The following is a 21,273-nucleotide window of genomic DNA, read 5'->3' on the forward strand; positions in this document are numbered from 1 at the left end:
CTACACACAACAACGTGTATAATTAATTGCTTTGGTCGTTGCTTATTTGGAAAATTCCTTCAGAATTTTCTCGCGCTCGTTTTTGTTTACTAAATTAGTTGCTCAAACACGCAACTAACCATACACAACAACGTTGTGTGCAATTTGAGAAAACGCTGAACTAATGAATATTATTCAAGAATTAACAGAAAAATATAACGGAAAATATTCAGAGGATTTGACTAAAAGTGTAAATAGTCCGATAGGAAAATATGTTTATCAACCGAAAAACGGAATTATAGAAGTTGACGGAACTAAAATCAGTATAAACATAAATGAAGTTAGTGGAGCAATGCCCGTAACCGAACCTTTTCGAATTACTTTACACTTAGATAAAACTTATGAAACTGAACTGAGTGTATACCCAAAAGATTTATGGAATGTATTCTTGGATTTTATTCTACCAAAACGAAGAGCATTTATTCCTAAACCGATTTTAAAACAATTTTGGTTTGGCGGAAAAAAAGATTTATTGAAACAACTCGCTTCTGACAAAATTTTTACTGAAAGCATAATAAACGAAAGAATTTATATCGAAAGTATAAACAAACCAACAAACCGAATTGTTTTAACGCCTGAATATGGAATTAAAGACATTGAGCAATTTGAAAAGTTTGTTATTGTTCTTAAACGGATTGAAAAAGAAATAAAAACTGCACACAACACCGTGTATAATTAATTGCTATGGCAAGTGCTCATCTGGAAAATTCCTTCGGAATTTTCTCTCGTTCGTATTTGTTTACTAAATTAGTTGCTTAACCACGCAACTAACCATACACAACAACGTTGGCAACAATTAAAACACAACTAAATTGAAAGAATATTATAACGTACTTGACTCTGGTTATGGAGTTCTTGGATTTGCAGCTTCAGGATTAGGAATGATTGCTATCGGAATCATTGTACTAATATTGATGAGAAAATTTAACGCAAAACGTTCTCAGCAAATATTTATGTATTTCTGGATTGGGTTTGGAGTCTTATGGACAACTTTCGCTTTCATTGGTACAGGGTCTGAATATTCTTCATCTATAAGTGCAATGAAAAATGGGACTTATAAAGAAGTTGAAGGAATCGTTGAAAATTTTGACCCAATGCCTCACTCAGGTCATAAAAATGAATCATTTACGGTGAAAGGTGTAAAATTCGAGTATTCGGACTTTGGACCTTCATCTGGATTTAACAATACTAAATCACACGGTGGACCAATAGATGAAGGGAAATATGTTAAAATAAAATATTACAACGGATTGATTCTACAGTTGTCGGTAAAGGAATAAACTGTTGCCAACAACGTGTATAAAACATAGCTAATAAGTCCTAAACCGAAAGGTTTGTGCTTACTTGCAAAGACCGCCAAATTTTTAAATTTGGCTTTTAGAATAGAAAAATTAAAAACAAAATATAAAAATTCGGCTCTGTGTTAATCCGAAAAGTAGTACCTTTTTACACGCTACGTTTCATACACAATCCGTTGTGCCCAATTTAAAAAAATGAAAAACTAAATGCTACCATTCGAATTTATAATTGAGGGACCGCCAGTTTCTCTAAAAACAAAAAACAGAGCCCGATTGAGGCAATGGAAAGCGGATGTAGCATCAGCAGCCACTTTGAAATTACCAGCGAATTCTGCTCCAACACAAATTGAAGTTGAAATTAAAATAACATATTTCTATGAAGGTAGTACTCCTGACGTTGATAATATTATTAAACCTATTCAGGATGCGTTAGTTGGACTTGTTTATGTTGATGACGACCAAGTAACAGAAACTGGAAGTCGTAAGAAAGAAATAAATGGAGCTTATAAAATTAGAGGTGCTTCATCTGTAATTGTAGAAGGTTTTGTTAGAGGTAACGAATTTCTTCATATTAAAGTAATTGAACATCAACCAAATCAAGATTTAGACTAATGGAAAATTCAAAATATAAAAATTTAGAGTCTAGAAGAACCTCAGAGGTTGTTAAAGATTACATTAAAAAAGGATATGAAGTAATTCTTTATCCTCAAGAAGAACAATTACCGGATTTCTTAAAAAACTATCAATTAGATATACTTGCAAAAAAGGGAGATGAAAATATAGTGATTGAAATAAAATCAAGAGAAACAATTAATAGTTCTAAATATTTGATAGAATTAGCAAATAAGATTGAGAACAGAGATGATTGGAGATTTGAATTGATTTTAACAAACCCTAGGAAACACAATATTGAGTACCAAATCCCATCAATTTTAATTATCGAAAATAAATTAGACAATATCTATCAATTAAAATCGGCTAATCAAATTGATGCTGCATTTTTAATAAGTTGGGCAACTTTTGAAGCTGCAACTAGAAAAATATTAAAAGCAGAACAACCTAACTCAGAAATTGAATTAGCACCAAATGGATTAATTAAACAATTATTCTCATTCGGAATAATTGGAAAAATGAACTACAATCAGCTTTTAAAAATATCTAAGAAACGAAACGAAATTGTACACGGATTTTTTAATGAAAGTAATTCTGAAGTTGAAGACTATATACAAAGACTAACAACCTTAATTCAGGATTTCATATCTGAGTTGAAAGAAAAAACTGGGCACAACAATGTATAAAAAACATAGGGCATTTGTATTAAACCGAAAGGTCTGTGTGTATTAATTAAGTCCGCTAAATATAAAATATGGCGTTTATAAAAAGAAAAAATAAAAGCAAAATATTTATATTTAGCTAAGTAATAAACTGAAACGATAGTGCTTATTTATTGCCCTACGTTTCTTATACTAACCGTTACCCACAATTGCTCAAAAAAAATATTTTCGAGCAATTGATACTCCAATCTAACTTATAAAAAGGGAAGCAAGTTTGCGCAAACGGACTTTACTCAAACTCGCCTGTTGCGCCGATAGCCTTCTTAGCAAGTTTACGCAAACGGACTTTACTCAAAACGTGTTTCAGGACGTTCCAATCTACGCAATCGTAGCGGAATCAAAATCTAATCTTTTTCTAATCGTTATGTAATCTACGCAAAGAGTCTGTGCTTACTCTTATGTATCGCAAAAGTGGGTAACAGTGCGTATAAAACATAGCAATTCCTAGCAGTCCAAAAGGTTTTTTTGTATTTGTGAAGTCGCCAAATCTTTTGATTTGGCTTTTTGAAAATCAAAGGAAAAACAAAATGCAAAAGATTTGGCTTGTGCTAAACCGAAAAGTTCTTGTATTTTTAGATGCTACGTTTCATACGCTGGACGTTGTAAGTAATTTGAAAAAAAAAAATGATTAATCGGATTGTACTGTTTTCTTTAATGTTAACGATGAACTTGTGTAATTCGCAGGAAGAATTTATTTATGGTAAAATTCAAGACAATTTCAAGCAATTAGTATCAAATGCAACTGTCGAAAACCAACGGACAAAAATTAGTGTAACTTCAAGTTGTAGTGGAGAATTCAAAATTGAGGGAATTAAAAATGATACTTTACTGATTCATAAAGACAACTATAAACAAATTATTTTTCTTGTAAAAAAACCGCGCCGAGCAAGAGCAGAACTTAGTTTTGACTACTCAGCAATTAAAAATAAAATAGACAATTACGAAGCTGAACAATTAACGATATATCAAGAAGAATACAACAGAAAACCATTGCCAAATAATTCCCAACCAGTTTTTATTTTTGACGGAGAAATAGTCTTTGAAAAGAATGAAGAATATAAAGAAAGTGATATTGAAAATGTTGAATTAATTAAAGGAATCGAAGGATTTGAATTATTCGGAAAAAGAGGTGCTAATGGAGTAATCTTTGTAAAGACCAAATGTAAAACCGAATAAATTGCGGGAAAAAACTACTTACAACAGTGTATATAAAAAATAGCGCAAGTTGTTCCTAACACAAAGGCTTGGGCATTTTTGGAAAGTCGCCAAATTTTTAAATTTGACAAATTCCCAAAAATAAAATAATTAATAAAATTTAAAAATTAGGCTTGTGTATTATCCGAAATTTATCGCTTTTTTTCAGCGCTACATTTCATATACGAGACGTTGTATGCCATTTAAGAGCAACCTTATCGGAAATTAAGCAACATAGAATTATAATTATCTTGAACTGTTTGAATAATTAAAGTCTTATCCGAATTCAAGCCTTCAATATCATCTATTTCATTAAATTCTCGCATATTGAAATTTCCCCACAAACTGAATTCAATAATTATTGGCGTTAAACGAATACCTTTTTCCGTTAACAAATAAATATTTTCTTTTTTGTTATCTGGCACTTTCGTTTTGAAGATCAGTTTATACGATTCTAACAATTTTAATCGTGCAGATAAAATGCTTGGTGCAATCTTTTCATCAGAATTAGAAATTTCCTTGAAAGTTTTTTTGTGCTTAACAAGCATATCTCTAATGATTAACAAAGACCATTTATCACCCACAACATCTAATGTAGATGAGATTGGACAGCCAGAGCGAAATTCCTTTTTCATTTTTTATAAATTATTACTATTAATTCGATAGTAATTATTATTTTTGCTATCAATTCGATAGCAAAAATACAAAAATTAAATAGAAATTATGTTAGCAGGACATTTTACAACGGCATTAATAGCAAAGCAAAAATTCCCAAAAGGAACGTTACTTTATTTTTTAATTATATCTCAATTACAAGATTTTTTGTGGTTTACCTTTCACTATTTAGGACTTGAACCAACCAATCCGAGTGATGCTTTTGATGCCACTTTAAGTAATATGGCAGTAGATATGTTATACAGCCACGATTTGTTACCGCAATTATTTTGGTTAGCAATTGTTTTCTTACTTGGGAAACTGCTATTCAAAAACACCAAAATAGGCTTAGTAAGTGTGGCTTTAGTATCAATCCATTTTGTTTTAGATTTCTTTTCAGGTCATATGCACCATATTTTTGGGGCAGATACAATGGACGCTGGTCTTGGGTTGTATGCATCTAATCCTTATTTAGCCATTTTAATAGAAGCCTTATTTAGTATTGGTGCTATGTGGTATTTCTTTAGAGAAGAAGGAAAAAAAGGAATTATTAGAACAACAAAAAATAGAATTGCAATTATTTCTGTTTTCGCTTATGGAATTATTTTTATGCTACTCATTGCCACAAAATCTTTTAGAGAGTTATTTGGTATTCCAGAATTTGATTTAGGGTTTAATACCAATATGCCTACGCTCATTTTCACATACGGAGCAATGCTTTATTGCTTGAATTATTTTATGCCAAAGTTTACGCTTAATAAAAAACAATAAGGTAATGATTGAAGGAATATTAAATTTTATTAAGGAATTAAAAATTCGAAATGAATACTTGTTTTATTTTGGTTTGTTCTGCTTGTCTCTTTCAATAATATTTATCGTTTTAACCAAACTTACAACTACCCAAATTCACGGAGTAAATGCTTGGTTTAAGCCCTTTAAATTTGCTGTTTCAATAGGTTTATTTGCTTGGACAATGGCTTGGTATTGTCATTATTTATCGAATTTCAATCCAACACCTTTCAATTGGACAGTAATCATTTTATTTGGTTTTGAACTTGCTTATATTAGTTTTCAAGCCTCTAAAGGACAATTATCACACTTCAACTTTGACACACCACTCTATGCTATATTGTATTCGTTAATGGGTTTAGCAGCTGTAATGGTTACACTCTATACTGCTTATATTGGCTTTCTCTTTTTCACACAGTCCTTTCCAGATTTACCAAGTCATTATATTTGGGCTATTCGTTTGGGTATATTGATTTTTGTTGTTTTTTCATTTGAAGGAGCTTTAATGAGTTCTCAGATGAGCCATAGCGTTGGTGCAATAAATGATAACTCGAATTGGTGGATTATAGGTTGGAGCAAAACTGTAGGCGATTTAAGAGTTTCGCACTTTATAGGAATGCACGCTTTACAGTTACTTCCATTGCTTTCTTTTTATATATTTAAAGATACAAAAGCGACTATCATTATTTCATTGCTTTACGCAGTTCTTGCTACCACAACTTTAGTTCAAGCTTTAAATGGGAAACCTATTTTTACGCAAAACGAACAAAAGGAATCGGAATAAAAACGGCATACAACAATGTATAAAAGCAATAGCAGTTTAGGTTTTAATCCAAATCGATTTTGCGTTTAATTAAGTATATTACCGTCAGAAAAGTAGGTGCATTTTAAACCGCTACTGCTCTTATACTAAACGTTAGGTGGCATACAAAAAAATAAATGAATGATTAGAGATTGGACTGACTTTAAGTCACTTCACGGAAATATCGCAGGAGCAAGAGAAGCTTTCGAAGATGCTTGTGAAACACTTTATAAAAAGAAGTATAAAGATCAGCACGTTAGCCAAGTTAAAGTAAAACAAGGTGATGGTGGAATTGATATTTTCATTGGTGAACTGGGAGTTGAGCCAATTACAGTAATACAATGTAAATTCTTTTTGGAGAGCTTTGGAGCAACCCAACATTCCCAAATAAGAGAATCGTTTAATACCGCTATCACATCTGAAAAATATGAATTAAAAGAATGGATTCTATGTATTCCTAGAGTAATCGATATTGATGAAAATACTTGGTGGTTTAAATGGAAACACAAAAAACTAAAAGAACATACCAAAAACAAAAGTTTTATAAAGCTGACAAATGGCAATGAATTGATTGATTTATTGAAAGAGTTAGGTTTATACAACCAAGTATTTAAAATTGATGATTCAATAAAAATTGATGAAATACATAAACAATTAGTTCCCGTACCAATTGATCTACCAAAAGACATAAAGCCTAGTACCGTTCTATTTAATAATTATTCTCAAAAAAACGAACCTTTTTACTTAAACCGTGATAGCGATTCTGAATTTAACAACTCATTAGAAATAAGTAATATCTGGTTGTTTGGTAAATCTGGAGTTGGTAAAACTGCTCTCATTAATAGAAATTTAATTCAAAACAAAACCGAGTATTGTTTTTGTGACTTAAGCCCTATTACCATTACAAAAGTAGAAGATGTATTAAACGAAATACTGCTCACTATTGAAGATAAATTTGATTTGGAGAGAGATAATAGTGACACAAATATTTTGAAACAAATTTCTCAAATTCTATGCAAAGCAAGCTCGAGTAAGACCATAATTGTAATTGATGAACTTTCAGTTTCTGATAACTCAACTCTAAAAAATATTGCAGACAGCTTCATTCAGTTGGTAACTTATTATAGCAATCAAACAGAAAACAATGAATTGAAATTTGTAGTTTCAACAATATCAGATCCTAAAGACATAATTCAAAATAAGTCGAAAGCAAGTGGATATTTTCAATATATCTGTTGTGATTCTTGGGATAATTACTCTTCTCACCTTTTTGATATATTGGCTAAGGCTCTCAACCTTGAATTAGAAGATTCTAAATCAACAATTATTGAAGAATCTAAAAATTCACCTAGGACTTTAAAAAATATTTTTCAGAAAATAGTGATTTTCAATGACTCCAGTGAAAAATCTATTAGGAAAGCTATAAAATTAACTCAAGCAGAAATTGTTGGATAATGGAAAAACGACTAAAGAAATACACATCTATCCCTCAACACCTATACGTAAATAGGAATGCTGACGAGCAACTAAAAAGAATAGTTAATGAAATGCAAAGACCTGGTTATGTTTTGGTTGCAAGACAGATGGGGAAAACTAATTTATTATTTAATGCTAAGAGAACATTAGAGAATCCTGACAGACTATTTGTTTATGTTGATTTATCAAATGTTTTTAAAAAGGAACGTGAATGCTACAGAAATATCGTTGATACTATTATCGAACCAAATGAAACCTTGTTTGAACCAATAGAATCACAAATTGATTCATTAAGAGAAAAAAAGCTACCTCCACATAAAGAGTATTCAAAATCTTTAAGGATTGTCTTAGAACACTTTCAAGGAGATATAGTAATTGTTTTAGATGAAATAGACGCTCTAAGGACTGCTGATTATTCGGATAATATCTTTGCCCAAATAAGAAGCAACTATTTCTCAAGAACCAACTTCCCAGTCTTCGAAAGGCTAACGTATATTCTATCAGGAGTTATTGAGCCAATAGAATTAATAAAAGATCGAAATAAATCCCCATTTAATATTGGTGATAAAATTTATCTAGATGACTTTTCTTTGGAAGAACATAATGATTTTATCAAAAAAAGTGAACTCATCCTTTCTGAAAGTGTTGCAAATGAGATTTATAACTTGACAAATGGTAATCCAAGATTAACATTTGACATTTGTTCATCCATTGAAAGCTTAATACTGGAAAAGAAAGATATTACTATTGAAACACTCGACACTTTAATAAAACAAAAGTACCTTACAACTTTTGACATTGCGCCAATAGACCATATTCGTGAACTTGTAAAAACTAATAAAGACGTTAGAAACGCTGTATTAAGTATACAACAAAACAAAGGGACAGACTTAAGTGATGATATAAAAAAGAAGTTATATCTATTTGGAATTATTAATTCAAGATTTGATGAAGAAACTAGCATCAAAAATCCAATAATTAAGAATAGTCTTTCAATAAACTGGATTAAATCAATTGATAAACAAACTCAAAGTCAATTAAGCTACGGTCTGGAATTGATGGAGAAATTTGAATATCAAGAAGCTATAACCATTCTTTCAGAGTACATTTCCAATTCTTCTCCAACAGAACAGGAATTAGAGATCTGCAACTATAACATCGGTTTCGCTTACTATAACATACGAGATTTAAAAAGTGCAATAGAATATTTTTCAAAAGATTATTCATTAAATCTATACAAAGGAAACCCAAACTCCCTTTTGGGAATATGTAAACTTGGAGTAGGCGAAAGAGAAACAGGAGTTGATATTTTAGAAGATATATTAAAGCAAAAAACAAAAGATTTTGCTTTCAGAAATGCGGCATTGAACTTAGCTCCAATTATAGCAACAACAGATAAAACTAGAGCACTCGAAATCTATGATGAACTTTATGAATCTACTTTTGAAAATGGTGATGACACAACTGATGAAGAGTTAAATAAGTTAAGAACACTTGCTCAGTATTATAAAGCTGAGATATATTTTGAAGATAAAGACAACGTAAAGACATTAGATAGCCTAAAAAACGCTTTAAAATATGCAAATTCACTTGACTGTCTCAATATTAAATATTCAATTTATAATCTTTCAGAAGATAAAGATGAAAAACTTAAATCTGAAATAATAGACTCTATAATTGATCAAGAATTAAAATTCGACACGAAACATTCATATCCAATAAGCTTTTCAGAAAATCATTTATATAATTATTTGGATTTATATTTTGATCAAGCAAATTCTTCCCAATTCGAAAAATTACTAGATTATTCATATAATATTCTCTTTGAGAAAAAAATTGACAAGTATCAAATAGTATATTCTACCAGTAAACAGTCTGCTAAAAACGAAGACTTTTTAAAATATATTTTAACCTATGAGTCTAGTGTTTCTGATCTAACTCTACTAAAAGTTAATCGAGATTTAGCCTTTGGTTTATCAGGGAAATCTTCTGATTTCTTCACTTATTTTCATAGTTACGAAAAGCTATTTCTTAAAAGTAACAATGTAAATGGTGACGATATTTATATATATGCTCTAGCTATTAAAAACTACTCTGATGCAAATAAACTTAAAGAGGGTATTGAACTTTGTAAAACGATTCACAGTAGGCTATCGGATATAGAAGATGAGGAGTTAATTTTTGAATCTGTAATAATCTATTACTGGTTTTCTAACTTAAGCTTTAGTTTAAAAAACCAAAAAGACGCAATTTTTTATGCTGATAAAACGATTCAATTAATTCAAGATTCAAAGAAGGAAAGAACATCTATGATAGATGAAAAAGGTGTTAAATCAATTGTTGAGCAAATGAAACAAATTAAAAGTTCTTCAATTTCAAGAAAGCCAGTGATTAGTACAAAAATATATAATCGTAATGATAAAGTGAAAGTTCAATATTTAGACGGAAAAATCACTGAGAATAAGTATAAAAAACTAGAAGCAGATATAATTGCTGAAAGATGTAAAATAATATAAACGCCACCTAACACTATGTATAGTGCATAGCTACCCTTCGGGATAGCCACGACACCATACACTAACCGTTAGCAAACATATGAGAAACGAAAAGATCAGTCTATTAATTTTAGTTTTTGCAAGCCTAGTTTTTGGGTGCGAACAAAAAACTGAACCAAAAAAATCTGAATTTAAAGTTGCTCAAGATTATTCTGAATTTACAACGAAAATGGAAAATAATGACACTCTGAATATCGGAGTTGTTTTATCAATGTGTATGTGGAGTGAATATGACCAATTACAAATCACGAAATCAAATGACAGCGTTTTTCTTCAATTAAAAGAAAAACGTGTTATGGACGATGAACGAGCTCATTTTGATAAAGTTGTTTATGAATTAAAAAACGACTCACTGAATTTGGAAAAAATGATGACTGATTTCGATATTAATTATCAAAAAGAGATAAGTAGTCCTTTTTTCGTAATAATTAACCCAAAAGAAAAAGACACAGTTTTATTAAGAACGACTGGACTTGGGAACCGTGGATTTAATATTGAACGTTATCAAAGAATAATGTTTGAATTGTATCCTAAAGAAATGGAAAAGTATCGAATTGAATATATTATTCCGTTACCAGAACCGATTGAAATTAAAGAAACTGAAATGGAATAACAAATACGTTTGCTAACAGTGTATAAAAAACATAGGGCATTTGCGCTTAACCGAAAGTTTGTACCTGTTTACAAAGTCCGCTAAATATAAAATTTAGCGTTTATAGAAGAAAAGATAAAAGCAAAATATTTATATTTAGCTAAGCAATAAACCGAAACGAAAGTGCTTATCAACTGCCCTACGTTTCTTATACGAGCCGTTGTAGGTCATTAATAAATAACGATGAAAAATATCAGTCTCATAATTTTCTTGCTACTCATTGGTAATTATTGCTTTTCACAAGGCGGTTGGAACATTGGATACGTGTCAATAGATTCAATTAGTCAAAATTTAATAGGAAGAGACGTAAAGCTAGATTTTAGAAAAGAATCGGATACAACTAATTCTATCCCCAGCTTTTTAATGAATTTCATTGCCATAGAAGATTCAACATCTTTATTATTGGATGGAGAAGAAATCGTACTTACAGAAAAAAGAAATATCCATTCTGATTGGGGATTTTATGATGAACAATTTCTTGAATGTATTGATTTCAATAAAAGTGAGTCTTTGAGAATTTATCATTCTGTAATTGAAGAACAAAACGAAGACTCGTTGCTTGTTAGACTATACATTGAAATTTATTATAAATACACTAAAAGAAAAGAACGGATAAGCCCTGACAGGAGGTATTGTATTAGTCAATGGATACCCAAGGACAAACTAAATGGAGTGATGATAAAAGAATAACGAACCTACAACACAGTGTATATGCCATACCCTCCGGGATACGGCACATACACAAACCGTTATGTGCAAGCTGAAGAAACATCAATGAAACTACAAAACATAATCACTTTAATTTTATTCCTTTTCCTTTCAAGTTGCGGAATGAAAACAAAAAAAGGTCTGACGAAAAACTATGACGAAAACAAAACTGAAATTCTTGAACTAAAGGATTACTATAATGAGATTGTTCCCAAAGGCTTTATAATCCGAATAAGATATAATTCGTCCGATAATATCGATTTCTTTGTTTATCAACCGATTGAGAATTCAGAGAAGCTTGAAACACTTTTTCAACAATGGAATTTAGATATGGATGATTATGAACCTGAAAATCCGCGAAGTGATTATGATAAAAAATATAACGGATTAACAAACTCGTTTAAAGAAGTTAAAGAAAAACTAAACTGGACTAGTAAAACATTTATTGATTTATATAACAAATTGGAAAATGTGAATTGTATGGGAATTTCGAACAGATACCCAACTGAAATAGAATACGGATTTAAAGGAATGGGAGCCTTTAGTTATTTGATTTTTGACGAAAATTTGAATACAGAATTACAAGAAAAATACTCAGATGATTGCTCACAAATGTTTTATAAAGAAAATGTTGTGTTGAATTATGGTAGTGGAGCAATTGGAAGCTACTGCACACCTGAATTTAAACGAACGAAATAAAAGCCAGCACATAACAATGGCTATAATTAATACGGGTTTTGGTGCTTAACCCAAAGTTTAGAGCTTATAAATAAGTCCGCCAAATCTTTTGATTTGGCTTTAAAACAAAAAAGATAAAACAAAATAAAAAGTTTTGGCTAAGTGCTTAATCGGAAATTAATTACTTTTAATTCCCGTACTAACCATAGCCGAGACGTTGGCAACAAGCTGAAAAATGAACAGAACAATTATAATATTACTTCTTTTAAGTCAAATTTCGTTTGCTCAAATTGTAGACAGAATTGAATGGAATTTTCCAAGAAATGAAGAACTGAAAACACAGAATTCAGTAACTGAATATAACCAATTTGATTTTTCAAATATTTGGACATTGACGGAAAATAACAATGTACTCGGAATTATTGGAAAGGAACATCAACGAATAAAAATTAAGCTTATTTCAGTAAAGAAAAACCAAAATAATCCAAATAAATACTTTGTATCTGGAAAATCTTGTGTGAAAGAGACAATCTGTAATTTTAGCGGAACTATAAATCTGACTGAAATAAAAGAAGTTAAAGAATTCCATTTTGGAGTTGACGATGAATATTCTGATAAGGGAATTAAATCACAAGGAATTTTAATTGCAGATTACGAATTCAAAGAAAACTCGGAACAAAAACATAGCGGAATTTTTAAAGGAAAACTATATTCAAAATGGTATCTGAATTCAGAGAATCAAATTGAATATGACAAAATCGAATTCATTTCAGACGGATATTTAAATAATGCGTTTGTCGGAATTTGGAAAAGTTATTCGACAGCAAAAGAAAAGGAATGTAATTGGGCAGATTATAGAATTCCAAAAACAAACAGAGATTTTGACATTGGAGCTGGTGAATTTTCACCAAGCGAAAAATATAATGACAAAGGTTGGTCTGATTATAAACCAATGGCAATAGACAAATGGTGGAAATAAAGCCAGTTGCCAACACCGTGTATAATTAATTGCTTGGTTTCAGCCAATTTACGAAAGTCCTCGCGGACTTTCTATCTGTGATTTATTTACTAACTTTAGTGCTTAAAACACGCAACTAATCATACACAACCACGTTGTAATTAATACTAAAAAAAAATTGCGTATTCGATAAAATGTAATAACTTTGTATGTACATATATAAAGTTATGGAAACAGCAATTATTAAAATCGGAAATTCCAAAGGTTTGCGTTTAAGCAAAACAATATTGGAAAAATACAATATCAAGGACAAGGTCGAAATGATTTTGGAAAAAGGGCAGATAATCCTGAAACCAATCGATAGTCCGAGAAAAAATTGGGACAAAGCGTTTGCAAAAATGCGGAAAAACAATGACGACCGCTTATTGTTCAACGATGTATTCGAAGACGAAAACTTTGAGGAATGGAATTAAAACAATATTCCATCGTTCTCGTAAATCTAGATCCTACAATTGGCAGCGAAATCAAGAAAACACGTCCTTGTGTAATTTTATCTCCCAATGAAATCAACAAGTATTTGAATACAATCGTTGTAGCACCGATGACAACTAACCTGAAAAAATACCCGACCCGAATTCAGGTGGAACATAATGCTAAGAAAGGTATGGTTGCAATCGACCAGATTCGGACGATTGACAAATCACGGATAATAAAAAAGTTCGACCGATTAACAAAATCCGAGATTCAAAAATGTAAGGATATTATTCGTGAGACTTTCGTGGACTAAAAACAGGAACGGCATAGCATTGCGGGAAAGTACTAATGACAACAATGGCTATAACAAATAGGGCAGTAAGTGCTGAATTTAAAGCCTTGGGCTTGTTTGCGAAGTCCGCCAAATCTTTTGATTTGGCTTTTAGAGAAATAAAGATAAAACAAAATGCAAAAGCTTTCGCTAAGGGCTTAATCGGAAAGGTTTGTGCTTATCAACAGCCCTACTTGCCATAGCCAAACCGTTGTGCATAATTATGAAAAAAAAGTCTGTAATAATATTAACAGTAGTTTCTGGATTAATAATCCTAGCTATTTTCATTATATTCCAAAGCAGAATAAGTCATTACTTCACAACAAAAGATTTTATTTATTGGTCAAATAATACTGAAATTACACTGAATGATTTTCAAGGTAAAGTAAATAAAAACTCAAATTCAAAAATTTCTTGGTGGCACGGGTTGACTTTAACTGCAGAAGGTAATAAAGTGCAAAACGCAAAAGTTAGTGCAGTATTTGATAAAAGTAAATCTTGGGTTCGTGATACAACGGATTATAAAAATCAACTAAAACTTCAAAAATTACGATTTGACCTATATGAAAGTTTCGCAAGAAAATTCAATAAAAAAATTGATGAAATAAGGTTCAAGCAAAATGTGAAGTATCAAGATTTAGAAAAAATCGGAGACGAAATTTATGCAGAATTGGGATTACAAGATGATGCAGTTTTTGATTATGAAGATGAAATGACTACACAAGAACGAATAAAAACTTGGCGACCGATAGTAGACAGCTTGTTAAACGGCGGATAAAATAACTATGCACAACAACGCATATAAGCAATGCGGGAGTTTGTGCTTAATTAAAAGTTAGGGTATATTTGGGAGACCGCCGAATTTTTACAAATTCGACTTATTGCCAAAAAAATTAATAATCGAAATTTGTAAAAATCAGCTCGTGTCCGTCCGAAAGGCTAATGCCTTTCTTCCTCCGCACTGCTCATATGCAAATCCGTTATGTGCAAGCGAAAAAAACATAGTGACTAAATGAAAAACACCACGATTGACATAAACGAATTGACTATTAAAAAGTTTGTAGAATCGTTACGACCAGAAGATAAAGAAATAAGAAAGCAACTCGATATCGGATATTCTTATGACGGTAAAGTAATATTACTTTATGAAATAAGACCTTTTTGGAATAATCCAAATGAAATTCAAAACAATGAGTTTGCCAAAATTAGATTTTATAAGTCAAGACGAGAATGGAATCTATATTGGATGCGTGCAAGCGGAAAGTGGGAGATTTACGAGCCTTTTCCTGAGTCATCATACTTAGAAAAATTAACTGAAATAATAAAAGAAGATAAACACGGCTGCTTTTTTGGATAATACAAAACAAAATATCGTTAAGAATATTGCACAAGAATTGGATAGCGGATTTGAGTGCTATTACAATTTCAAAACTGATGAAATTGTTGCAATTCCAAACTTCTCACAATTTTCTGACGAGGAAGACTTCAAAGAGGTTTTTAGTGACAGTTTAGACAAAGTGGAAAAACATAAAGCGGATTTTATAAAAATTGAGACTTTAGAAAGTTTTGAGTCGCTTAAAATTATGGAAGGATTTGTTGGTCAATTATGCGATCAAAAACTTCAATCGGAATTGGAAAATGCTTTAGCGAATAAAAAGCCATTCCAAAATTTCAAGCATTTAATTGACCATTCTGATTACAGACAAGGTTGGTTTGATTTCAAACAAAATGAACTTGAAAAAAGAGTAGAAAAGGAATTAGAGCGCGAAAAGCCAGCACATAACAATGTATATAAAAAATAGCGCAAGTCATTGCTAACACAAAGGTTTTGCGTTTTTTCGAAGTCGCCAAATTTTTAAATTTGGCTTTTAGAATAGAAAAGTTAAAAACAAAATATAAAAATTCGGCTCTGTGTTTATCCGAAAGGTTATCGCTTATTTTCAGCGCTACTTTTCATATACGAGCCGTTGGCAGTAATTTAAGAACCGAAATGCAAACATTCAGAATCAAAGGAAAAAGATTAAAAAATTGGAAGACATTCCACTCTGAATTTAAGAAAGAAATGAACTTTCCAGATTATTATGGGGAAAATATGAATGCTTGGATTGACTGCGTGGACGAACTGACTGACGAACCAACTATTTTACAAATTGACAACGGAAAATACCTGAAAGAAAACGAACCCGAATTATTTAACGCAATTTTGGAATGTGGAGCATTTGTTAATTACAGAAAAATAAAGGTCGGAGAAAAGCCGAATTTGATAATCGCAACTGACAATTAAATGAAAGAAAGCAAAACTTTAAAATGGGTTTTTATTTCGGTTGGCGGAATTTTAATGTGTCTGATTAGTTTTACGCTAATTTATGATTTATTAATTCCAGACATCTGTTATTATCACACTAACGAAATGAATTCCTTTATGAATCTTTTTTATAGTGCTGGACCTGCTGACAATGGACATCCAAGTCCGAATTTATTGAATTTGATAATTTCACTAATTATTGGCGGAATTTTCGGATATGGAATTTATAAATATTTGACGAATAAAAATAAACGAAAAATAAAAACTACTGCCAACACCGTGTATAATTAATGGCTTGGTTAGATCCTACTTACGAAAATCCTCGCGGATTTTCTATTCGGTTTTTATTTGCTAAATTAGGTGCTTAAACACGCCACTAACCATACACAAACACGTTGTGCTTCATTATGACAAACCGCTAACCAATGATAAAATTCTTTAGAAAAATTAGACAAAAAACTCTGACTGAAAATAAGTTCGGAAAATATCTGACTTATGCAATCGGAGAAATTATTCTTGTCGTCATTGGAATTTTGATAGCATTGTCCATTAATAATTGGAATGAAAATAAAAAAAGCGAAAATCAACTTAATAATATTTACAATGAAGTTGAAACAAACCTAAAGTCTGACCTCTTAAATATAGATTATGTTATAAAGCAATATGAACAGTTAGAATTAAGACTTGAAAAAATGATTAAAGGAGAGTATTCAATTATTCCCTTGGATTCAATTAATGCTAATAATTATTCGGATTTTATTCCGAGCCAAAGAGATATAAATAATTTTATTTCCTTTGAAATTCAAGATAAAGGTATAGGATTAATTAAAACCTATAATGACTTTAACACAAGCGGAAATAAAGACCGTACAAATGAAATTATTCAATTCTATAAAATTGCAGAACCTTTAAATATGGTACTTGAAAAATTAAAGGAAGAGTCATTTAATAATATAAAATATTTTGAGCAATTCTCTTGGTACCGTGACTATATGAATATCAAATACAATCCAAGAACGATAGAATTTTTTGCAAAAAATGGAATTTTTAAAAATAAGGTTGTCACCTTTAGATTGATAGCGATTGAAAATTTTTTACCATTATTAAGAGAATATAAAAAATCAGCATCTATATTATTAGAAAAAATAGAAATAGCTGATTAAGAATAACGAAAGCACAACAATGTATAAAGGGCATTAAAACGCCCTTTATACTCAACGTTGGCGTGCATTTGAAAAACGACAAAATTGAGACACGATAAAATCGACATACCAAAATCAAAACAAAAGGAACGAGTTGTTAGAAAGACTTGGCTGATTGAACCAATAATTGACTTTTTCTCCTATGTCGTTTTAGTTGGTGCTTACCCAATCCTATCAGGTTTTTTCTTCTTTGACCAATTAGAAAAAAAAGACCATTTAGTAGGAGCTTCAATTCTATTTGGACTCGCTTTTATTCTCGGTGGACTTCTACTCTATTCAATACTTAATCTTGACAGACTTAAACGATTGAATGGTGAATTAAAAGACCGAAATCGACAAGCAATTAAAGACTTGACAGAAAAACTCGGTTGGACTTTACAGATTCACAATCAACAAGTATCTGTTATATCGCCACCTTGGAGTTGGTTGTCGACAAATTGGGGACGGCAAGTTGTAATAATTTACGACCGACAAGACATTTTGATTAACTCTACAAGCTACGGATTGCACGATATGAAATCTCCATTTCATTGGTTCGGGAATAGAAAATTAGAAAGGATTGTAATGGACAATTTTGAAAAAGAAATAAAAAACGACACGCCAACAAAACCTATAAGCAATAGCGCCCTTCGGGACGCTACTGCTCATAGCTAAACCGTTGTATGCCATTAAATAAAACAAATGAAAAACTTATTACATTATATTAAATCAAGAATTTCTCTGACCTCCGATGAAATTAGGCTAATAGAGAAACATTTTGTTTCAATTAATGTTCCATCAAATACAAGCCTTTTAAAGGCTGGAAGTGTAGAGCGATACGTATATTTTTTAAGCGAAGGAATTGTAAAAGGGTATCAAAACATAGATGGTAAATTGGTTGTTCAGCATTTAGTATCCGAACAGAATTTCTTCACATCTTTAGATAGCTTTATGAGCGAAACCGCCTCCTCTGACTATTACGAAACCATTACTGATTGTAAACTGATAAAAATCTCTAAGCCTGACTTCGAACTTTTACAAGAAGATACCACTTTTTGGAGTGATTTTGTAAAGAATGTAACCAACGAGCACTTAAGCGGCAAGGTAGAACGTGTTAAAGATTTTCAGGTTTTGACTGCTAAAGAGCGTTATCTGAAATTTTTAAAACAAAGTCCAAAATTAGCTTTAAACGTTTCTGTAGAGAATATCGCTTCTTTCCTAGGTATGGAACCTCAATCTTTAAGTCGTATTCGCAAACAAATCACTTTCTAACAAATGTTATTTTTAAACCTGTAATTACTGTTGAACTTTGCTCAAACAAAAAATATATAATTATGAGCAACGAAATTTCATTAGTAACAGGTGCAAACGGACATTTAGGCAATAACTTAGTTAGATTATTACTTTCTGAAAACCAAAAAGTAAGAGCAACAGTAAGAAACATTAATAATCAAGAACCTTTTAAAGGATTAGATTGTGAAGTAGTACAAGCAGATATTACGGATAGAGAATCACTTAAAAAAGCTTTTAAAGGAATTACAAACCTATATGCTGTAGGCGCAAACTTTAGTATGTGGGCTAAAAATCCTAAAGTTGAAATTTATGACAACAATGTACAGGGGACTCAAAATGTGTTTGATATCGCAAAGGAATGTGGTATTAAAAATATTGTATACGTAAGTTCAGTAGCATCTTTGGACTTTACAAGATTGCCAGCAAATGTAGATAACGGCTATAATAATGACAGGAGAAACTGGTATTACAACTCTAAAAATGATTCTGATAAACTTGCTATTGAGTTAGGGGAAAAATATGGAATCAGAACTGTAGTAATTTTACCTTCTGCAATGATTGGTAGTGAAGCTTATAAATTGAGCTATTCCAACAATCTTGTTTATCAAATTTTAAATGGAGAAATCCCTGTAGATACCAATGTTACCCTAAATTGGGTAGATGTAAAAGATGTAGCTTTTGGTGCATACAAAGCTATGCTAAAAGGTAATAATGGAGAACGTTACATCTTATCGAACGAACAGCATACCACTTTACAAGAAAGTGTAAAAATAGCTTCTGAATTATACCCTGAATTAAAATTAAAAACACCCAAAAAAGTTCCTAAATGTTTATTATACTCCGTAGCAGGTTTAATGGAGTTTACAAGTAAAATAACTGGGAAAGAACCACAATTGCAAAGACATTACTTAGATATGTTTTATGGCTTAAAACAAGATTATGATATCACAAAATCAAAGGAAGAATTAGGCTATAATCCTAAACCTTCGAAAATAGCATTTATAGATGCGCTGGAATATTTGAAGAATGAATGGGGAAGGAAATAAACGGCATACAACAAGGTATAAAAAACATAGGGCATTTGTGGCTTAACCGAAAGTTTATGGCTATTTACAAAGTCCACTAAATATAAAATTTAACTTTTAATGGAAATATAAAAGCAAAATATTTATATTTAGCTAAGTAACAAACCGAAACGAAAGTGCTTTTTAACTGCCCTACGTTTCTTATACTTAACGTTAGCACACATAAAAACAAAAATGAGAAAACTATTTACCCTACTAATATTAACAATTTTTTTTAATACATCATATGGACAAAATGAGAAGGATATCATCATTGGAAAAAGATTAACAATCAAATCTGAAATACTTAATTCAGATAGAGAAATTTCAGTATACCTTCCTAATTCTTACAATGAAAATAATTATATAAATTACCCTGTACTATATCTTTTAGATGGAAGAAAGTTTTTTAATTCATTTTCAGGAGTAATTACACAATTAAGTAGTGATGCTAGTCCACAAATACCTGAAATGATTGTTATAGGGATTACGAGTCAAGACCGAGTTAAAGATTCTTCTCCTACAAATTCCTTAATTGGTTACACAAAGGAAGCGGAAAAAGGATTAGAAGTTAGTGGAGGTGCAGATGACTTTCTGAAATTTATTCAAAAAGAGTTAATTCCATTTGTTGAACATAAATACAGGACTAATTCATATCGGACTTTTGTAGGTTATTCATTTACAGGTTTACCTGTTTTACAAGCTTTATTTTCAATTCCTGAAACATTTAACTCTTATTTAGTAATTGATTTTAGTGCGTGGTGGGACAATGAGGTAATGATGAAACGTCTCAAGAATTTTTCTAAAGAATACAAAGGTTCTAAACGAGATATTTTCTTCACAACCGTAGATAGGGTTTCGAATAAAGTTTACCCTGAAGAGTATAATCCTGGATGGACTTTTATTCAAGAATTTGAACAAACTCTTCCAACTAATATTAGTTTTGATTATAAAAAATATAAGTACAAAAAAGAGAATCATCATTCTATGCCTCTAATTTCATTTATTGATGGTATGAAATATATTTTTAGAGGGCATATGGTAAATTATGATGAAATGTACACCAATCCAGAACTGATAAAAACAAAGTTTTCTAAACTTTCAGAACGACTTGGCTATAATATTTATTTGCCCGAAGGACTAATTAATTATTATGGTAATTTATTTCTATATAATCGACCAGATATTGAAAAAGCAATTTTTTACTTTAATTACAACACTCAAAACTATCCCTTATCGAGCAGTGCTTGGAGTAATTTAGCTAAAGCTTATAAAATTAAAGGAGATAAAATAAAGGCAGAAAGCTTTTATCAAAAAGCATTAAAATTAAATCCGAAAAGTATTGACATAAAGAAAAGATTGGAAGAACTGAAAAATTAAATACGTGTGCTAACACCGTATAAAATTAATTGCTGGTTTTAGTCTACTTATGAATGTTCTCGCGGACTTTCTATGTGTGATTTATTTGCTAAATTAGGTGCTTAAAAC

General features: G+C 31.0%; 27 protein-coding genes. 26 read left to right on the forward strand and 1 reads right to left on the reverse strand.

Annotated features, from left to right (window positions below; translation table 11 throughout):
* The first annotated feature begins 163 nt into the window (after nt 1-163).
* The 5 genes from ABXT67_RS07610 to ABXT67_RS07630 all read left to right on the forward strand — a co-directional run bounded on the left by ABXT67_RS07610 (nt 164) and on the right by ABXT67_RS07630 (nt 3,847).
* The gene (locus ABXT67_RS07610; RefSeq protein ID WP_415376667.1) at nt 164-718 is read left to right on the forward strand and encodes a hypothetical protein; all 555 of its coding nucleotides are present in this window, start codon (nt 164-166) and stop codon (nt 716-718) included.
* 133 nt (nt 719-851) lie between these two features.
* Nucleotides 852-1,319 carry a hypothetical protein gene (locus ABXT67_RS07615; protein ID WP_415376668.1) on the forward strand — a complete coding sequence of 156 codons (468 nt, stop codon included), beginning with the start codon at nt 852-854 and terminating at the stop codon, nt 1,317-1,319.
* Nucleotides 1,320-1,544: 225 nt separating this feature from the next.
* A complete protein-coding gene (locus tag ABXT67_RS07620; protein ID WP_415376669.1) occupies nt 1,545-1,949 on the forward strand; it encodes a RusA family crossover junction endodeoxyribonuclease in 405 nt (134 codons plus the stop codon).
* Complete coding sequence (locus tag ABXT67_RS07625) at nt 1,949-2,635, forward strand: hypothetical protein (RefSeq protein WP_415376670.1); 687 nt, start codon at nt 1,949-1,951, stop codon at nt 2,633-2,635. The genes ABXT67_RS07620 and ABXT67_RS07625 overlap by 1 nt, the downstream gene beginning before the upstream one ends.
* 660 nt (nt 2,636-3,295) lie before the next feature.
* The gene (locus tag ABXT67_RS07630) at nt 3,296-3,847 is read left to right on the forward strand and encodes a hypothetical protein (RefSeq protein WP_415376671.1); all 552 of its coding nucleotides are present in this window, start codon (nt 3,296-3,298) and stop codon (nt 3,845-3,847) included.
* A 233-nt stretch (nt 3,848-4,080) separates the two neighbouring features.
* On the opposite strand, the gene ABXT67_RS07635 is transcribed toward ABXT67_RS07630, so the two are convergent.
* The gene (locus ABXT67_RS07635; RefSeq protein WP_415376672.1) at nt 4,081-4,500 is read right to left on the reverse strand and encodes a winged helix-turn-helix transcriptional regulator; all 420 of its coding nucleotides are present in this window, start codon (nt 4,498-4,500) and stop codon (nt 4,081-4,083) included.
* 88 nt (nt 4,501-4,588) lie between these two features.
* On the opposite strand from ABXT67_RS07635, the gene ABXT67_RS07640 reads away from it, so the two are divergent.
* The 21 genes from ABXT67_RS07640 to ABXT67_RS07740 all read left to right on the forward strand — a co-directional run bounded on the left by ABXT67_RS07640 (nt 4,589) and on the right by ABXT67_RS07740 (nt 21,165).
* On the forward strand, nt 4,589-5,290 hold the full coding sequence (locus ABXT67_RS07640; protein ID WP_415376673.1) for a hypothetical protein: 702 nt from the start codon (nt 4,589-4,591) through the stop codon (nt 5,288-5,290).
* Between the two features lie 4 nt (nt 5,291-5,294).
* A complete protein-coding gene (locus tag ABXT67_RS07645) occupies nt 5,295-6,092 on the forward strand; it encodes a hypothetical protein (RefSeq protein ID WP_415376674.1) in 798 nt (265 codons plus the stop codon).
* Between the two features lie 159 nt (nt 6,093-6,251).
* Nucleotides 6,252-7,565, forward strand: a complete 1,314-nt coding sequence (locus tag ABXT67_RS07650) for a hypothetical protein (protein ID WP_415376675.1) — start codon at nt 6,252-6,254, stop codon at nt 7,563-7,565.
* Nucleotides 7,565-10,102 carry an AAA-like domain-containing protein gene (locus ABXT67_RS07655; protein WP_415376676.1) on the forward strand — a complete coding sequence of 846 codons (2,538 nt, stop codon included), beginning with the start codon at nt 7,565-7,567 and terminating at the stop codon, nt 10,100-10,102. Before ABXT67_RS07650 ends, ABXT67_RS07655 begins: the two co-directional genes overlap by 1 nt.
* 79 nt (nt 10,103-10,181) lie before the next feature.
* The gene (locus ABXT67_RS07660; RefSeq protein WP_415376677.1) at nt 10,182-10,754 is read left to right on the forward strand and encodes a hypothetical protein; all 573 of its coding nucleotides are present in this window, start codon (nt 10,182-10,184) and stop codon (nt 10,752-10,754) included.
* 222 nt (nt 10,755-10,976) lie between these two features.
* Nucleotides 10,977-11,483, forward strand: coding sequence for a hypothetical protein (locus tag ABXT67_RS07665; RefSeq protein ID WP_415376678.1), 507 nt, complete (start codon nt 10,977-10,979; stop codon nt 11,481-11,483).
* A 21-nt stretch (nt 11,484-11,504) separates the two neighbouring features.
* A complete protein-coding gene (locus tag ABXT67_RS07670) occupies nt 11,505-12,200 on the forward strand; it encodes a hypothetical protein (protein ID WP_415376679.1) in 696 nt (231 codons plus the stop codon).
* Nucleotides 12,201-12,414: 214 nt separating this feature from the next.
* Nucleotides 12,415-13,158 carry a hypothetical protein gene (locus ABXT67_RS07675; protein WP_415376680.1) on the forward strand — a complete coding sequence of 248 codons (744 nt, stop codon included), beginning with the start codon at nt 12,415-12,417 and terminating at the stop codon, nt 13,156-13,158.
* 206 nt (nt 13,159-13,364) lie between these two features.
* Nucleotides 13,365-13,610: an AbrB/MazE/SpoVT family DNA-binding domain-containing protein gene (locus tag ABXT67_RS07680; protein WP_415374104.1), complete on the forward strand. Its 246-nt coding sequence runs from the start codon at nt 13,365-13,367 to the stop codon at nt 13,608-13,610.
* Nucleotides 13,601-13,924: a type II toxin-antitoxin system PemK/MazF family toxin gene (locus ABXT67_RS07685; protein WP_091623306.1), complete on the forward strand. Its 324-nt coding sequence runs from the start codon at nt 13,601-13,603 to the stop codon at nt 13,922-13,924. The genes ABXT67_RS07680 and ABXT67_RS07685 overlap by 10 nt, the downstream gene beginning before the upstream one ends.
* A gap of 44 nt (nt 13,925-13,968) precedes the next feature.
* The gene (locus ABXT67_RS07690) at nt 13,969-14,145 is read left to right on the forward strand and encodes a hypothetical protein (protein WP_415374103.1); all 177 of its coding nucleotides are present in this window, start codon (nt 13,969-13,971) and stop codon (nt 14,143-14,145) included.
* Nucleotides 14,146-14,165: 20 nt separating this feature from the next.
* Nucleotides 14,166-14,720 carry a hypothetical protein gene (locus tag ABXT67_RS07695; RefSeq protein WP_415374098.1) on the forward strand — a complete coding sequence of 185 codons (555 nt, stop codon included), beginning with the start codon at nt 14,166-14,168 and terminating at the stop codon, nt 14,718-14,720.
* Between the two features lie 234 nt (nt 14,721-14,954).
* Nucleotides 14,955-15,299: a DUF3024 domain-containing protein gene (locus ABXT67_RS07700; protein ID WP_415376681.1), complete on the forward strand. Its 345-nt coding sequence runs from the start codon at nt 14,955-14,957 to the stop codon at nt 15,297-15,299.
* Nucleotides 15,292-15,744 carry a UPF0158 family protein gene (locus ABXT67_RS07705; RefSeq protein WP_415376682.1) on the forward strand — a complete coding sequence of 151 codons (453 nt, stop codon included), beginning with the start codon at nt 15,292-15,294 and terminating at the stop codon, nt 15,742-15,744. Before ABXT67_RS07700 ends, ABXT67_RS07705 begins: the two co-directional genes overlap by 8 nt.
* A 59-nt stretch (nt 15,745-15,803) precedes the next feature.
* A complete protein-coding gene (locus tag ABXT67_RS07710; RefSeq protein WP_415376683.1) occupies nt 15,804-16,226 on the forward strand; it encodes a barstar family protein in 423 nt (140 codons plus the stop codon).
* Complete coding sequence (locus tag ABXT67_RS07715) at nt 16,227-16,538, forward strand: hypothetical protein (protein ID WP_415376684.1); 312 nt, start codon at nt 16,227-16,229, stop codon at nt 16,536-16,538.
* 134 nt (nt 16,539-16,672) lie between these two features.
* Nucleotides 16,673-17,410: a DUF6090 family protein gene (locus ABXT67_RS07720; RefSeq protein ID WP_415376685.1), complete on the forward strand. Its 738-nt coding sequence runs from the start codon at nt 16,673-16,675 to the stop codon at nt 17,408-17,410.
* Nucleotides 17,411-17,494: 84 nt separating this feature from the next.
* A complete protein-coding gene (locus ABXT67_RS07725) occupies nt 17,495-18,103 on the forward strand; it encodes a hypothetical protein (protein ID WP_415376686.1) in 609 nt (202 codons plus the stop codon).
* Nucleotides 18,104-18,130: 27 nt separating this feature from the next.
* Nucleotides 18,131-18,700 (forward strand): Crp/Fnr family transcriptional regulator, encoded by a 570-nt coding sequence (locus ABXT67_RS07730; RefSeq protein ID WP_415376687.1) that lies wholly within the window; start codon nt 18,131-18,133, stop codon nt 18,698-18,700.
* 62 nt (nt 18,701-18,762) lie between these two features.
* A complete protein-coding gene (locus ABXT67_RS07735; protein WP_415376688.1) occupies nt 18,763-19,767 on the forward strand; it encodes an NAD-dependent epimerase/dehydratase family protein in 1,005 nt (334 codons plus the stop codon).
* Nucleotides 19,768-19,980: 213 nt separating this feature from the next.
* The gene (locus ABXT67_RS07740) at nt 19,981-21,165 is read left to right on the forward strand and encodes an alpha/beta hydrolase-fold protein (RefSeq protein WP_415376689.1); all 1,185 of its coding nucleotides are present in this window, start codon (nt 19,981-19,983) and stop codon (nt 21,163-21,165) included.
* Nucleotides 21,166-21,273 lie beyond the last annotated feature (108 nt).

Origin of the sequence: Patiriisocius sp. Uisw_017 (assembly GCF_047731265.1) — a bacterium.
Lineage (GTDB): Bacteria > Bacteroidota > Bacteroidia > Flavobacteriales > Flavobacteriaceae > Patiriisocius.

What these genes read in the sequence shown, in the direction of transcription:
- ABXT67_RS07610 (WP_415376667.1), top strand. Translation starts at nt 164, where the DNA reads ATGAATATTATTCAAGAATTAACAGAAAAATATAACGGAAAATATTCA.
- ABXT67_RS07620 (WP_415376669.1), top strand. Translation starts at nt 1,545, where the DNA reads ATGCTACCATTCGAATTTATAATTGAGGGACCGCCAGTTTCTCTAAAA.
- ABXT67_RS07625 (WP_415376670.1), top strand. Translation starts at nt 1,949, where the DNA reads ATGGAAAATTCAAAATATAAAAATTTAGAGTCTAGAAGAACCTCAGAG.
- ABXT67_RS07630 (WP_415376671.1), top strand. Translation starts at nt 3,296, where the DNA reads ATGATTAATCGGATTGTACTGTTTTCTTTAATGTTAACGATGAACTTG.
- ABXT67_RS07635 (WP_415376672.1), bottom strand. Translation starts at nt 4,500, where the DNA reads ATGAAAAAGGAATTTCGCTCTGGCTGTCCAATCTCATCTACATTAGAT.
- ABXT67_RS07640 (WP_415376673.1), top strand. Translation starts at nt 4,589, where the DNA reads ATGTTAGCAGGACATTTTACAACGGCATTAATAGCAAAGCAAAAATTC.
- ABXT67_RS07645 (WP_415376674.1), top strand. Translation starts at nt 5,295, where the DNA reads ATGATTGAAGGAATATTAAATTTTATTAAGGAATTAAAAATTCGAAAT.
- ABXT67_RS07650 (WP_415376675.1), top strand. Translation starts at nt 6,252, where the DNA reads ATGATTAGAGATTGGACTGACTTTAAGTCACTTCACGGAAATATCGCA.
- ABXT67_RS07655 (WP_415376676.1), top strand. Translation starts at nt 7,565, where the DNA reads ATGGAAAAACGACTAAAGAAATACACATCTATCCCTCAACACCTATAC.
- ABXT67_RS07660 (WP_415376677.1), top strand. Translation starts at nt 10,182, where the DNA reads ATGAGAAACGAAAAGATCAGTCTATTAATTTTAGTTTTTGCAAGCCTA.
- ABXT67_RS07665 (WP_415376678.1), top strand. Translation starts at nt 10,977, where the DNA reads ATGAAAAATATCAGTCTCATAATTTTCTTGCTACTCATTGGTAATTAT.
- ABXT67_RS07670 (WP_415376679.1), top strand. Translation starts at nt 11,505, where the DNA reads ATGCCATACCCTCCGGGATACGGCACATACACAAACCGTTATGTGCAA.
- ABXT67_RS07675 (WP_415376680.1), top strand. Translation starts at nt 12,415, where the DNA reads ATGAACAGAACAATTATAATATTACTTCTTTTAAGTCAAATTTCGTTT.
- ABXT67_RS07680 (WP_415374104.1), top strand. Translation starts at nt 13,365, where the DNA reads ATGGAAACAGCAATTATTAAAATCGGAAATTCCAAAGGTTTGCGTTTA.
- ABXT67_RS07685 (WP_091623306.1), top strand. Translation starts at nt 13,601, where the DNA reads ATGGAATTAAAACAATATTCCATCGTTCTCGTAAATCTAGATCCTACA.
- ABXT67_RS07690 (WP_415374103.1), top strand. Translation starts at nt 13,969, where the DNA reads ATGGCTATAACAAATAGGGCAGTAAGTGCTGAATTTAAAGCCTTGGGC.
- ABXT67_RS07695 (WP_415374098.1), top strand. Translation starts at nt 14,166, where the DNA reads ATGAAAAAAAAGTCTGTAATAATATTAACAGTAGTTTCTGGATTAATA.
- ABXT67_RS07700 (WP_415376681.1), top strand. Translation starts at nt 14,955, where the DNA reads ATGAAAAACACCACGATTGACATAAACGAATTGACTATTAAAAAGTTT.
- ABXT67_RS07715 (WP_415376684.1), top strand. Translation starts at nt 16,227, where the DNA reads ATGAAAGAAAGCAAAACTTTAAAATGGGTTTTTATTTCGGTTGGCGGA.
- ABXT67_RS07720 (WP_415376685.1), top strand. Translation starts at nt 16,673, where the DNA reads ATGATAAAATTCTTTAGAAAAATTAGACAAAAAACTCTGACTGAAAAT.
- ABXT67_RS07730 (WP_415376687.1), top strand. Translation starts at nt 18,131, where the DNA reads ATGAAAAACTTATTACATTATATTAAATCAAGAATTTCTCTGACCTCC.
- ABXT67_RS07735 (WP_415376688.1), top strand. Translation starts at nt 18,763, where the DNA reads ATGAGCAACGAAATTTCATTAGTAACAGGTGCAAACGGACATTTAGGC.
- ABXT67_RS07740 (WP_415376689.1), top strand. Translation starts at nt 19,981, where the DNA reads ATGAGAAAACTATTTACCCTACTAATATTAACAATTTTTTTTAATACA.